The organism is Sporotomaculum syntrophicum (assembly GCF_009932395.1).
In the GTDB taxonomy this organism is placed as follows: Bacteria; Bacillota; Desulfotomaculia; order Desulfotomaculales; family Desulfallaceae; genus Sporotomaculum; species Sporotomaculum syntrophicum.
On record NZ_LSRS01000008.1, the window covers coordinates 95,470 to 108,631 of the forward strand.

General features: G+C 44.5%; 13 protein-coding genes. 12 read left to right on the forward strand and 1 reads right to left on the reverse strand.

The features are described from left to right. The first annotated feature begins 220 nt into the window (after positions 1 to 220). The 6 genes from SPSYN_RS14150 to SPSYN_RS14170 all read left to right on the forward strand — a co-directional run bounded on the left by SPSYN_RS14150 (position 221) and on the right by SPSYN_RS14170 (position 6,709). Positions 221 to 2,125, forward strand: a complete 1,905-nt coding sequence (locus SPSYN_RS14150; RefSeq protein ID WP_161823141.1) for a PAS domain S-box protein — start codon at positions 221 to 223, stop codon at positions 2,123 to 2,125. Positions 2,126 to 2,712: 587 nt separating this feature from the next. Then, entirely contained in the window at positions 2,713 to 4,068 is a 1,356-nt protein-coding gene (trkA, locus tag SPSYN_RS14155) for a Trk system potassium transporter TrkA (protein ID WP_161823142.1), read from the forward strand. Further along, positions 4,061 to 5,503, forward strand: coding sequence for a TrkH family potassium uptake protein (locus tag SPSYN_RS14160; RefSeq protein ID WP_161823143.1), 1,443 nt, complete (start codon positions 4,061 to 4,063; stop codon positions 5,501 to 5,503). Before trkA ends, SPSYN_RS14160 begins: the two co-directional genes overlap by 8 nt. A 19-nt stretch (positions 5,504 to 5,522) precedes the next feature. Further along, entirely contained in the window at positions 5,523 to 5,702 is a 180-nt protein-coding gene (locus SPSYN_RS16080) for a VOC family protein (RefSeq protein ID WP_243153066.1), read from the forward strand. Further along, a complete protein-coding gene (locus tag SPSYN_RS16085; RefSeq protein WP_243153067.1) occupies positions 5,672 to 5,875 on the forward strand; it encodes a VOC family protein in 204 nt (67 codons plus the stop codon). Before SPSYN_RS16080 ends, SPSYN_RS16085 begins: the two co-directional genes overlap by 31 nt. 366 nt (positions 5,876 to 6,241) lie before the next feature. Further along, positions 6,242 to 6,709, forward strand: coding sequence for a C-GCAxxG-C-C family protein (locus tag SPSYN_RS14170; RefSeq protein ID WP_161823144.1), 468 nt, complete (start codon positions 6,242 to 6,244; stop codon positions 6,707 to 6,709). On the opposite strand, the gene SPSYN_RS14175 is transcribed toward SPSYN_RS14170, so the two are convergent. Beyond that, positions 6,663 to 7,358, reverse strand: coding sequence for a TIGR04283 family arsenosugar biosynthesis glycosyltransferase (locus SPSYN_RS14175; RefSeq protein ID WP_161823145.1), 696 nt, complete (start codon positions 7,356 to 7,358; stop codon positions 6,663 to 6,665). The genes SPSYN_RS14170 and SPSYN_RS14175 overlap by 47 nt on opposite strands. Before the next feature lie 57 nt (positions 7,359 to 7,415). Here SPSYN_RS14175 and SPSYN_RS14180 point away from each other — a divergent pair, with 57 nt between their 5' ends. The 6 genes from SPSYN_RS14180 (at position 7,416) to SPSYN_RS14205 (ending at position 12,798) form a co-directional block, all read left to right on the forward strand. Then, positions 7,416 to 8,084 (forward strand): TIGR04282 family arsenosugar biosynthesis glycosyltransferase, encoded by a 669-nt coding sequence (locus SPSYN_RS14180; RefSeq protein WP_161823146.1) that lies wholly within the window; start codon positions 7,416 to 7,418, stop codon positions 8,082 to 8,084. Between the two features lie 122 nt (positions 8,085 to 8,206). Further along, positions 8,207 to 9,157, forward strand: a complete 951-nt coding sequence (locus SPSYN_RS14185) for a lysylphosphatidylglycerol synthase transmembrane domain-containing protein (protein ID WP_161823147.1) — start codon at positions 8,207 to 8,209, stop codon at positions 9,155 to 9,157. A 30-nt stretch (positions 9,158 to 9,187) separates the two neighbouring features. Then, the gene (locus SPSYN_RS14190; RefSeq protein ID WP_161823148.1) at positions 9,188 to 10,183 is read left to right on the forward strand and encodes a radical SAM protein; all 996 of its coding nucleotides are present in this window, start codon (positions 9,188 to 9,190) and stop codon (positions 10,181 to 10,183) included. 80 nt (positions 10,184 to 10,263) lie between these two features. Continuing rightward, a complete protein-coding gene (locus SPSYN_RS14195) occupies positions 10,264 to 10,977 on the forward strand; it encodes a TVP38/TMEM64 family protein (protein WP_243153068.1) in 714 nt (237 codons plus the stop codon). Then, positions 10,961 to 11,803, forward strand: a complete 843-nt coding sequence (locus tag SPSYN_RS14200) for a sulfurtransferase (RefSeq protein WP_161823150.1) — start codon at positions 10,961 to 10,963, stop codon at positions 11,801 to 11,803. The genes SPSYN_RS14195 and SPSYN_RS14200 overlap by 17 nt, the downstream gene beginning before the upstream one ends. 437 nt (positions 11,804 to 12,240) lie before the next feature. Then, entirely contained in the window at positions 12,241 to 12,798 is a 558-nt protein-coding gene (locus SPSYN_RS14205) for a hypothetical protein (RefSeq protein ID WP_202623847.1), read from the forward strand. Positions 12,799 to 13,162: the final 364 nt, after the last annotated feature.

Genomic DNA, 13,162 nt, shown 5'->3' on the forward strand with positions numbered 1-13,162 from the left:
GTCAGACTGGTTAATTGAGCAATAAGTCTAACATTTTTTTAGAGCAAGTGCAAAGGACACCCTTGGGTGTCCTTAAATATTTGAAAGTGTCAGTACGGCTTTAAAAAGTTAACATAAAATTTATTGTATAACAAAATATTACATTGTTCTCGAAGGATAAATGAATCTGCTGTATAAATAATAAATAGTCAATAATTTCGTCAACGAGGGGTTGTATATTTTGACTACCACTGAAGATGAGGTATCTAAACAATCTAAACAATCTGAACAATCTGAACAATATAATGAGCGTATAAAAGAGCTTGAAGCTGAAAATATAAGGTTTGTAGAAGAAATCGGAAAAGAAAAACTGCTTGAAAGCCAAGAGCTTTACCATGCCATATTTAATAACAGCCTTGACGGTATTTTATTAACCATTCCAGGTGGTACTATACTATCAGCTAACCCTGCTGCATGCCATATGTTTGGTAGAACCGAAAAGGAGTTATGTGCTGTCCGGCTGAATGAAATCTTTGATATGGATGACTCAAGAGTTGTGAAAGCCTTAAAGGAAAGAAAAAAGGAAGGAAGTATTTCCAGTGGGATGACATTGTTACGCAAAGATGGAACGAAATTTGATGGTGAAGTAACATCAAAGCTATTTAAGCATAGTAATGGTCAAATTTTATCCAGCATGATTGTAAGGAATATAACTGGATGCAAGAAGACAGAAGAAGCTTTTCGTTTGTCCGATGATAAATTCTATAAAGCCTTTTATTTTAATCAGGCAGCAATGGGCATTAGAAGACTCAAAGACGGTGTATATATAGATGTGAACAATAGTTTTGCAAAAGTATTTGGTTATAAAAGGGAAGACATGATAGGTAAAAGTGTTATAGAACTAGGTGTCTGGGCAGACCTGAAGCATAAGCAAGAAATGGAGAAACATCTTCTAGATAATGGTTATATCAGTAATCACGAATATAAATTTAGACGCAGGTCAGGTGAGACCGGTTATATGGTTTCAACTATTACTTTAATAGATATTGAGGGTGAAAAGTGTATACTTTCCTCTTCAATTGATATCGCTGAAAACAAGAAAGCAGCAAAGGATTTGCGTTTGTCAGAAGAATTATTCTATAAAACTTTTACTTATAACCCTCTGCTAGTAGCTATATCAATAAAAAATGGTATGCTTATAGAAGTTAATGAAACCTTTGTAAAGAGGTGTGGCTATACCAAGGAAGAGTTGATTGGGTGTACAGTAACTGATATTCATCTCTGGGATATAAACGAACGTCTTAAATATATCGAAGAGATTGAGAAAAATGGTTTTGTCGAAAACTTTGAAACAAAGTATTATACCAAATCGGGTGAGCCGTTGAATGTTTTACTGTCAGGGGTTACCATAACATGGAATAACGAGAGGTGTATTCTTACTATTGCAAATGATATTACAGAGTTAAGACGTTACCAGAATGAAATTGCACGTTTAGACCGTTTGAACTTGGTCGGAGAGATGGCTGCTGGAATCGGTCACGAAATTCGCAATCCTATGACGTTTGTGAGAGGTTTTCTGCAATTACTCGGGGGTAAGGACAGGTATGCTCAGGACAAGGAATATATGGATTTAATGATCGATGAGCTGGACAGAGCTAATTCTATTATAACTGAATTTCTTTCACTGGCTAAGAACAAGGCTGTTGAATTGAAAAGGCAAAATCTAAATCAGAAGATTAGGACTATCTTACCTCTGCTCCAGGCTGATGCCATGAAGCAGGATAAAAGTATCGGAGTGGAACTTGGTGATATTCCATACATACTAATTGATAGAAATGAGATTAAACAGCTTATCCTTAACCTTGTTCGTAATGGTCTTGAAGCAATGTCACCCGGCGGACTTCTGTCCATCAAAACATTCAAAGATGATGACAGGATAGTCCTTGCAGTGCAAGACCAAGGTGCGGGAATTGCCCCAGAAGTCTTGGAGAAAATTGGAACACCGTTTTTTACAACTAAAGACAATGGAACGGGTCTGGGGCTTGCTGTTTGTTTTAGCATTGCTCAGAGAAATAATGCCAAAATAGATATTGAAACTGGTTCAACTGGAACAACGTTTTATGTAAGATTTAAAACCCAAACATAAATATACATTTATTGAGAGTATTATTGTAGTCACTTGGTCACTAACGGTAAGTCTCTTATCCCATTAGTTAACAAGAAATTTTAATTTGTACAGATTCACAATTGTGTTAGTGTATTACTGACTTGAAAAAGTGTTTCTCATTTCCACTAAGGTGTAGGCCAACTACGCATATAAGCCGGGGTAAAGCGAAACTTTCGATTTTTCGCGACCGGGCTTTTTTTGTTGTCCCATAGCTTGTTTCCTGGCTGGCTACACCAAAAAAATATTGACATTTGCGGCGCAATTTTCTGAACGATTGATGAATCATTCCTCCCGGTAATGGGTGTACCGGTTAGATCTGCAGAAAAATATTCAGATAGGAAAAAATATAGTGGATTCGAAATGGACGGTGTAAATTGATATGGTTATTACAGACAGCTTGAAAACATTGTTATACGAAAAAGTATTTGATATCGAACGTGTCGTCTTATGAATTTTTCGTGTGGTGATAATTTTTTCTTGGGAAGAGAAATTCATTGCTACATAAAAAACTTAAGCGTATACTAAACATTGCATTTAGACACCGGTAAAATATCGAGGTGCATAAATTGAAAACCACAATTATCGGGGCAGGTAAAATTGGCACAGAAATAGCTGTCCGATTGCTGCAAGAAGGGCACGATATAGTTATAATTGAAAAAAATGCAGCAAAACTGCAAAAAATTGAGGAAGACTTGGATTGCCTTTTCATCAGGGGTAATGGTTCTACCGCCAAAATCCTCAGTTCACCCAACGTAGCTAAATCCGGCCTGCTCATTGCGGTAACTAACAGCGACGAGGTAAACATGATCGCATGTATGACAGCCAAACGGATTGGCATATCACGTACTGTAGCCCGCATCAGGGACCCTGAATATGCCCAGAATATAATTATTAGCAAAGAAGCAATGGGTATTGACCTGGTCATTAACCCGGAATACTCAGCAGCTATGGAAATCAATCGTTTTCTTACCATGGCTTTGCCCGTGCATATGGAACCCTTTGCCAGAGGGCAAGTGCAATTGGCTGATATAACTATAAATGAAGGCATTCCGTTTTTTGCCAACAAAAAACTAGTGGATATGGATATTCCGCAGTCACTGCTCATTGTCGCTATATCCCGCAACGGTGGTATGATTATCCCTGGCGGACAGGACGTTGTTTTACCAGGTGATACTATCTACCTGCTGGGACATTCGGATGTAATTAATAAGATTTGCGCTAAAATTAAAAAGAAGCGGGCCAGGGTGCAAAACGTAATGATCTTGGGCGGCGGGCGCATCGGCTTTTACCTGGCCGAAAGGCTTTGTATCCGAGGCATGAAAGTTAAAGTCATCGAGCAGAACAATGACCAGTGCCGAGAGTTGGCCGAAAAGCTGCCCAATGCCTTTGTAATATGTGCTGACGGCTCGGATTTGGAACTATTGTACCATGAGGGCATTAAGGATATGGACGCTTTTGTCACTGTAACCGGCCTTGATGAAGAGAATTTGTTGCTGGCCTTACTTGCCAAGCAAATGGGTGCTAAAAGAGTTATCGCCAAGGTTAGCCGCCCCGGCTACGCACCCCTGGTTGAACAACTGGGTGTAGACTACGCCATTAGCCCCCGCCTAATTACAGCCAGCGAGGTATTGCGTTACATCAAGGGCGGGCGACTGCTATCTCTTTCCCTGTTGCTTAACGAAAAAGCTGAGGTTCTTGAATTAATCGTTCAGCCCGGCAGCAAAATTGTTGGCCACCCCTTGCACAAAGCCGGCCTGCCGGCCGGCACTATTATCGGCACCATTATGCGAGGTAATAAGGTAATTATTCCCCAAGGTAGTGACATCATTAAGGAGCATGATCGTTTAGTGATATTTGCCCTGGGGCATAACGTACACATTATTGAATCAATATGTGGACTTGGAGGAGTTGGTCTTGAATAAGCCACTAATTCTACGCGCACTAGGGCTTGTTCTACTTTGTGAAGCCGGGGCAATGCTCCCTTCATTGGGCATTGCTCTATATTTTTATGAAAAAGCGTTTATGGCCTTTGCATTTTCTATTGTTGCCCTAACGCTAATTGGATTGCCTCTTTCTCGCAACCTGGTTACCAATAGCGATGTTGGGTACCGGGAAGGGTTTATGATTGCTGCAATAAGCTGGATACTGCTGGCCTTGTTTGGGGCACTACCCTTCATAATTAGTGGGGCTATCCCGGGTTTTATCAACGCTTTTTTCGAAGCCATGTCCGGTTTAACTACCACCGGAGCTAGCGTGTTAAAAGACATTGAAAGCCTACCCAAAAGTATCCTTTTCTGGCGCAGCGTCACCCATTGGCTGGGTGGCATGGGAATAATTGTATTAACCCTGGCGCTAATTCCTTCATTGAAAATTGCCGGCCTGAAACTGTTTCGGGCCGAAGTGACCGGACCGGATAAAAGTAAGGTACTGCCACGGGTGACTCAGACCTCCCGGGAGTTATATAAACTTTATACTATTATTACAGTTACTGAAATTGTTGCCTTAAAAATAGCCGGCCTAAGCTGGTTCGATTCCTTTATCCATACCTTTGGCAGTGTGGCCACCGGTGGATTTTCAAATTATAATTCCAGTGTGGCTGCATTGAACAACCCGGCGGCTGAGTATATCATTATTTTTTTTATGTTCATTTGCGGCATGAACTTTACGCTGCACTATTATGCACTGAGGGGCAATTTCGGACCTCTATGGAGGGACCCCGAAATTAAGTTATACTTGGCTGTGACTTTATTTGCCTGTCTGTTTATAAGTATTAATTTAATTACAATTATGGATTACCAAATTGGCTCTGCATTGCGTCAATCGGCATTTCAAACGGTATCTATTTTAACTACCACAGGCTTTGCCACCGCCGATTATACATTGTGGCCAACCTTCAGTCAGGGTGTGATTTTTCTGCTTATGTTTATCGGCGGCTGTGCCGGCTCCACCTCGGGCGGTATTAAAGTTGTACGTTACTTAATCCTGGCTAAAAGTTCTTTCCGGCAGGTTGCCAAACTCACCCACCCCAAGGCGGTTATCCCGGTTCGCCTGGGCCGCAGTGTAGTACCGGATGAGTTGGTAGAAAACGTGCAGACCTTTTTCTTCTTATACTTCGGGCTACTGTTCCTTAGTACCCTGATTATCACTGCTATGGGTGTTGATTTGCTTAGTGCCCTATCAGCTGTGGCCGCATGCCTGGGTAATATCGGACCCGGTTTTGGCATCGTGGGCCCTGTCTCCAATTTTTCGGCCATACCAGAAGCGGGTAAAATGGTGTTGGCCATTTGCATGCTGGTTGGTCGCCTTGAGATCTACACAATACTGGTCTTCTTGAGCCCGCGCATATGGCGTGCATAAGGTAAGGAGTGGATTCGAGATGGTCGGAGTAGAAATTGATATGGTTGTTCCAGACAGCTTGAAAGCATTGGAATTATACGAAAAAGTATTTGATATCGAACGTGTTGAGGTTACAGATTATCCTAAAGGGATGAAGTTATTTTTACCCTATACGGATTACGCTTTCACATGTTGGATGAAAATCCAGAGTTTGAGTTGAAAGCACCAACCCCGGATGAACCCAAAACGATTTGGTTTAACATTCTCGTCCCCGACATCAAAGAAACATTTTCAAAGGTGATTAGCGCGGGCTGTATAGATGTGCAACCGATGACTGAATTGCCTGATTATGGAGTGTCAAATGCTATATTTATAGACGCTTTCGGCTATTGATGGATGCTGCATCAAATGAAAGGATTGTACCATATTATGTAATTTTGGACAATCCAAGGAGCGGTCCCCATAATCATGTTTGATAGTTCGAGTCTCTTAAGTCAACCAGTGAAATCAATGCGTCCTGTGATAACAGAAGTGAAATTGAATAACAATATTTGGCTTAATAGCTCTTATATCAACAAGCCAAACACAGGATTCCTTACGCTCGAAGGCAAATGACAAATCATAAATAATTATAATTAATTCATAGCCATATATAAGATACATTTATGCTATTGATAAAGGATTTAATGCTCTCGTGGTTAAAATAAAGATGAAAGAAAGCAGTTATCGTTGATTATGAAGCGTAGTGGAGGCAAAGGCATGCTGAATCTGAATGAAGAGGTGCGCCGCAGGGCGGAAAAGTATTTTGACGATGGTTATAATTGCGCTCAGGCAGTGGCTTTGAGCAATATTGAAGTTTATAATGGCCGCACTGAAGGCATTATTCAGCTTACTGCCGGTTTTGGGCATGGGATGAATTCCGGGTGCGCCTGTGGCGCGGTTACCGGTGGGGTGGTGGCGATAGGCGCTTTGCTGGCAGGTCCCGATATTAAGGGGTTTGACCGGACAATTGCTAAGCTTACAGCTGAACTGCACCGCCGGTTTGTCGGCGAGTTTGGCTTAACTTGCTGCAAAGGCCTGCGCAAAAAATACTCTCTATTAAAAAATGCCCGGTGTAAAAAGATTACCGTAACCACCGCTGCGATCACTTTGGAATTATTGCTGTCGCAAAAAGCAAATATTAACGGTGCCGGTCACTGTACAAGCGCTCTAAATGAGCCGGACTAACTCCCAGCAGGTAAAGAAATTTTATTTTATGCATCAGCCAGGCAGTCTGCCATTTGCCGTAAGTAAGCCAGCGCCTGGCCGAAGTTATCACGGGCCCTTTTAACAACACGGTCTTTCCCGCCGGCCTTAGTTTTCGGGAGAATGTCCAGTCTTCCATTAATTCAACTACGGGATAGCCTCCCACTTGCAGGAAGTCCTGGCGCCTGGCGAAGATAGCTTGATCACCAAAATAGATGCCGGTTAAAGCTGCTCTCAGGTTGGAGCCAAGCGCCGCTAGGTAAAAAAACAGGCCGGGTTGATCAAATATCAATTTGAAAGCGCCACCGACTACCTTTTGATTGGCCAGGGCTGTTTTGATTTGCTGCAAGCCATTGCCGGGAAGCTTTGTATCGCTATGCAGGAAAAGCAAAATCTCCCCTGAAGCAGCCTGGGCGCCGGCGTTCATTTGCACAGCCCTGCCTTTGGGGGATTGAATTATTTTAACCTCTTCACCGATTAAACTCAGGGTGCTGTCGGTGCTTCCACCATCCACCACGATAACCTCATGGCTGCCATTAAGGTTTTTCAGGTGTTCGATGGTGGTTTTTATGGTGCCGGCCTCGTTATAGGTTGGAATGATAATGCTGATTTCCGGAGTGTTGTTTTTCATAATCCTTTGTTTTTCTAGACGCTCATTACTGAATCCTGCCGGTTAGGGGGGGAGATATTGGGGAAGCCTGCACTTGTTGTCATGGCCAGGGTTCCATCTGCTGAAGGTAAAAGCCGGTTGAGCGAAGTGCTGACCCCGGAGCAAAGGGAAGCTTTACAGTGGGCTTTTTTACAGGACACAATAGAAAAAGTTGGGCAAGTAGGCGGTATCAAAGGTTATATAGCGGCTACGCCGCCGGACAGAATCAATGAATTGAGGCCGGGTTTAGGCCCCGGAGTGGACATTATCCCGCAGCCAAATGGCGACCTCGGGCAGCGCATGCTGTCAGCTATTAGTTACGCTCACGGCCTTGGCTATTCGCCGGTTATCTTAATTGGAACGGATACCCCTCTCTTGCCCGCTGCTTATTTAACTAAAGCAATCAGCATGTTGGACGAGTATCAAGTTGTTTGTGGCCCGGCATTGGATGGCGGTTACTATTTAATTGGTATGTCTCATCCCTGGGAAGGCCTCTTTAAAGATATTAATTGGGGGGACAGCGAAGTCCTACAGAGAACTGTTACTGTCTGCAGGCATTATAAACTTACTTGTGGATTGCTGGAACCTTTACCTGATGTGGATCGCCCGTCTGACCTGTTGGATTTAGCTTGGAAAATTAAAAAAATGAACCCGGGACACCCGGATTTTCCGAAAAGGACCGGTCGGTTCATGATGGATACTTTATAAAAAATTATTATAGCCACAAGAACTTATATAAATTATTTAAGTTGGAAGTCAAAGTAATCTGTTGTTATACTTATTATGATTTACAAGTAATGCAAATTGTTAGTAAATGAAGTGAAATAATTATGGCTGCAAAACTAAAGTTTTTAATATCGGTCCTCTTGTTGGGCTTGTTAATATATCAACTGGATGGGCAGGCCTTACGGGGGGTATTCCTGACGGCCAATCCCGGCTGGCTGCTCCTGGCTGCAGCGCTCATCGTGCTCTCAATGGTGGTAAGCGTGGAAAAATGGTCGCAGATTTTAAAGGCCGAGAGCATTTATTTGCCCTGGTACCAGCTATGGAAGGCCTATTGGATCGGCCTTTTTTTCAATAACTTTCTTCCTTCCAGCATCGGGGGCGACGGGATTAGAATTTTCCTCGTCGGCCGCAACATTTCCAATCTGGCCTGTGCGGCTTCATCTGTGATCATAGAGCGTATAATGGCCACCCTGGGTCTTGCCCTGACCGGGTTGCTGACCGGCTTGGTGGTTAAACCTAACTGGCAGGTGAGCTGGCTTTTCGTTGGTCTCACCCTTGTTGCCACAGGGTTGCTTGTTTTCTTAATGTGGGGGAGCCTGCCGGCATCTGTGGTTCAGAGGAATGGCCGATTAAGTAACTTTTTGCGCACCTTTCTAGCCCATGGCCGCTCTGTGCGCGGTCATGGCCAAAGGCTGCTCCTGGCCGGCTGTTTATCGGTATTGTTTCAGTTAACCGTTGTCGCTGTAAACTATGCTATTTTCCGCGGCCTCCAGGTTAACTCTCTGGGCTGGCTGGAGTTAGTGTATATTATTCCCGCCATTTCCGCCATTGCGATGGTACCCATCGGAATTAACGGCTACGGGGTGCGCGAAGGCGCTTATGTGATACTGCTTGCTTCCTACGGTGTGGCCGGGAGCGCTGCCTTGGGGGCTTCATTGCTTTTTGCGGTGCTGGTAAGCTTGTGCAGCCTTTACGGCGGGCTGCTCTGGCTGGTAAACCGGGAGCGGAACGTACTCAGGGAGCGCTTGCCCGATATGAAACCGGAAGTTAATTAACTTGGGGAGAAATATAAAAAGGTGGATGTTATGCAAAACAAGATTAAAGAAATTATTGATGACGCTTATCACGGAAAACTGCTCAATCAACGGGAGATTAAGGAACTGCTGGATCTGGACACCGGCTCTGAGGAGTTCTATTACCTTTTATTTAAAGCCCGGCAAATGAGCGCGGAGGCCTGCTCCGGCAAGGCGGAAATCCATGGCCAGGTGGGTGTGAACAGTGGACCCTGCGGCTGTAATTGCGCCTTTTGTTCCTTTGCGGCCGAGAATAAAATCTTTACCGAACAGCAGGTGGAGCCTCTGGAACGGGTGCTTGAACAGTCCCTTGACCTGGAGCAGGCCGGGGCGAATGCCATTTACCTTATGGCTACTGCCCAGTTAAACTTCCAGGGTTTTCTGGAGATGGGGCGGCAGGTCAGGCGGGAGCTCCGGACCAGCGTGCCTTTAATCGCCAATATGGCTGACTTTAATGATGAGCAGGCCGTGGCTTTGCGGCAGGCCGGCTTTGCCGGGGTTTATCATGCGGTGCGCATAGGTGAGGGCGTGGTGAACCGCATTAAGCTGGAGGACCGGCTGCAGACCATAGAGGCGGCCAGGCGGGCCGGTTTGGCAATAGGCACCTGTGTGGAGCCGATTGGACCTGAGCACTCTGTTGAGGAAATTATCGAGAAAATAATCATTGCCAGAGAGGCCAAGCCAGGCTTTAGCGGGGCGATGCGTCGGGTGACGCTGCCGGGGACTAGCCTGAGCCGATATGGTATGGTTGGTGAGGCGCGGATGGCCCTGATTGTAGGAGTAGTCCGCCTGGTTACCCCTCGGGAAGTGCCGGGTAACTGTACCCATGAGCCTAACGCAATCGGGGCGGTGGCCGGGGCTAACCTGTTCTGGGCCGAAGCGGGCAGCAACCCGCGTGATGTGGTTAATTATACTGAAACAAACCGTGGTTTTGACGTGGGCAGATGCAAGAAAATTCTTGTTGACGCCGGCTGGCAAGTCTTAGAAGGCCCGTCTAAATTCTGTTAAGCATTAAGCTATCCTGAGGCAATGTCATCCTGAGCGTTAGCGGCATGGATGTCTATAAGGAGAAGGAGGTGACTAGTTTAGTGAAAAACATATTCCGCGGGTATCAGGGAAAAATATTGTTCCTAGCTGTGCTTGGCGGTATCTATTTTCTTGTTCCCTGGGTCAAGATTCATGTTAACCAGGCCTTCTTTATTTTAAGCAACGTAGATGTGGAGATGGTGCGTGGCTATATTTTGAGCTTCGGCATCTGGGCGCCCGTTGTCTCCTTTGTCTTAATGATGTTTCAGTCTGTGGCGGCGCCGCTGCCGGCCTTCATTATAACTTTTGCCAATGCTGGCCTCTTCGGCTGGGTCTACGGGGCTATACTTTCCTGGTCCAGCGCGATGGCCGGGGCAGTGCTTTGTTTTTATATTGCCAGGTACCTGGGCAGGGATACGGTAGTCAAGTTTACCTCCGTTAAAGCGCTGAAAAGCGTCGATGATTTTTTCGAGCATTACGGTAAATATGCCATCCTAATTGCCCGGCTTCTGCCCTTTGTTTCTTTTGATATTGTCAGCTATGCCGCCGGATTGACTGCGATGGGATTTTGGCCGTTTTTTATCGCTACCGGGGTGGGCCAACTGCCGGCGACAATTGTTTATTCCTATATCGGCGGAATGCTTACCGGTTCAGTAAGAACAATGGTCTTTGGCCTGTTAATGCTTTTTGCCCTGAGCGCTTTACTGGTGCTCTTGAAGAATGTTTGGAAAGATAAAAAGCTAAAGGAGGGAAATAAGTTTGTGGAAGAGATTTAAGTGCTGGCAGCTGTTGCTGGTACTGCTGGTTCTGGTGCTTACTTTGGCCATCAGCGGCTGTGGAAAGGAGCCGGCGTCTGTAGACAAGCAATCAATCAAGGAATTTGACATCTCAGTTTATCAGAATAACGATTTTCTCATCACGTCTCAACAGCTGCATTCCATGTTGGACAGCGAAAATCTGGTCTTGCTTGACTGCAATAATCCTAGTATTTACGCCAAAGAACACATTCCCGGCGCTATCGGGATTGGCTTACAGGGTTTTTGTGATATTGTGGGCAAACCTGGCGATTCGGGTTGGGGGACCATAAAGGATAAAGAAGATTTGCAGAAAACCCTGGCCTCGTTGGGTATAGACAGGGAAAAGACGGTGGTTTTTTACTCGGATCTTACCGCCGGCCCGGGAGCCGATGGTAGAGCTGTTTGGCAGTTAAAGATGGCCGGGATGGATAATGTGAAGATGCTGGTTGGGGGAACTACTTCCTGGAAAGAGTTGGGATACCCGACAACCAAAGAAGTAACCCAGCCTAAACCTGTTTCCGGAGTGGTATTGCAAGATTACGATCAGAGGTATCTAGCCACAAAAGATTATGTCTTTGATAATTTAGGTAAACAAGTGATTATCGACTGCCGTACAGAAGGGGAATATCAAGGTTCCCAAAAGGCCGGGGAACCCCGTGGCGGACACATTAAAGGGGCGGTACATTTAGAATGGAAAGATTTGCTTAATCAAGACGCCGGCTACACTTTTAAGAGTCCTGAGGAGATAAAAACGCTGATGGCCTCTATTGATGTACAACCGGAAGATGATTTTATAGTTTACTGAACTATGGGTATTAGATCTGGTTATATGACCATGATCCTCAGAGCCGTAGGCTTTGAGAATGCTAGAAACTATGAAGGCTCTATTTATGAGTGGAGTGGGGACCCGCGTATGCCGATGGAGAAGTAACTAACTGCTGCCGGATAATTGCTGAATTGTATTCGTTCAGCGGTTGTCCGGCTTTTTTTTGGTTAAAAGGATGCGGTTTGCGTGCAGTTTAGCTGCTTTTGGCGGATCATCAATTGATGCCTGAATCGCATAACATTATAATTCTCAGGGAACAAATACTATTAATCATTTTAAATCTTGTTCCTCGCTGCTGCTTGGGGTTATTTCCAATTGACCGCTTACTTTGAGGGGATACAACCTGAGGAGCAGAGAACCATGACGCGGCATTTTGCCTCGGTATGTCCTAAGCCAAGGGAGGATGAGACTGTTTAATGCCTTTGCACTTTATTTACCCGGTTTATTCTGCGCTTTTAATGCTACTCGTGCTGGCGGTGGTGCCAAGAGAACAAATTAAAAAGTTATCGTTATTCGCTATTATTTTTGGTGCAGGTGCCGACCTTGTAGTTATCGTAGTAATTACTATACTCGGTGTTGGCGAATATATAAATATAGGTCCGTTTGGCTTTATGGGCATTCCCTTTTTCCCGCTTCTGGCCTGGACGGCCTTCTTTATCTTGTATTTTTATTTCTTTCCTGAAAAAATTCCCTGGAGTTATATTTATGTCTTGCTTGCAGCCGGGTATAGCACCATGTTTTCTAACGTTTTGGAAAATTTGGGCATATTTCGTTGGAATTATGGAAACCTTGTTGTTCCATATCTGATCTATTTAGGCTGGTTTTCTCTGGCCAGCTGGTACTACTTAAAGGATACAAGAGAAGAAAAAGTGCACGAAAAACAAAGTACCAACAATCAGAGCACCACAAGTATCAGAATTTTAAGGAATCCGGCCTGGAAATTAAATCTCAATGTTAGGAAAAAAATTAAGTGACTCATACCCTGCTCAACTCATTTAACCTTTGTTCTACTATAATATGATAATTTATTGCTGTGGGTCTACTATTAATTGTTTGTTGAGCATCCGGTGGTAAGCCCGGTAACACTTTCTACCGGGTCGGCATATTATATAGCGTAAAAAAAATACAAATTTAACTAAGGAGGAATGTGTCAATGGGCGGAAGTGCACCTTATTTTGATGGCAGTTTCATTCTCTTTCTGATTCTGATTTTACTGGTATTTGGCATGGGATTCTTCGGCTACTATGGAGCTTAATAATTCAACTCAAAGCGCTCCCCCTGCGGGCGCTTTGGTATAATCACCTCCTGTACAGAATATAATTAATCAACACCCCCGAC

Coding starts and splice junctions, on each gene's coding strand:
- SPSYN_RS14175 (WP_161823145.1), bottom strand. CDS start 7,358: ATGAAAAACAACACTCCGGAAATCAGCATTATCATTCCAACCTATAAC.
- SPSYN_RS16085 (WP_243153067.1), top strand. CDS start 5,672: ATGTTGGATGAAAATCCAGAGTTTGAGTTGAAAGCACCAACCCCGGAT.
- SPSYN_RS14205 (WP_202623847.1), top strand. CDS start 12,241: ATGCCTTTGCACTTTATTTACCCGGTTTATTCTGCGCTTTTAATGCTA.
- SPSYN_RS14185 (WP_161823147.1), top strand. CDS start 8,207: ATGGCTGCAAAACTAAAGTTTTTAATATCGGTCCTCTTGTTGGGCTTG.
- SPSYN_RS14190 (WP_161823148.1), top strand. CDS start 9,188: ATGCAAAACAAGATTAAAGAAATTATTGATGACGCTTATCACGGAAAA.
- SPSYN_RS14170 (WP_161823144.1), top strand. CDS start 6,242: ATGCTGAATCTGAATGAAGAGGTGCGCCGCAGGGCGGAAAAGTATTTT.
- SPSYN_RS16080 (WP_243153066.1), top strand. CDS start 5,523: ATGGTCGGAGTAGAAATTGATATGGTTGTTCCAGACAGCTTGAAAGCA.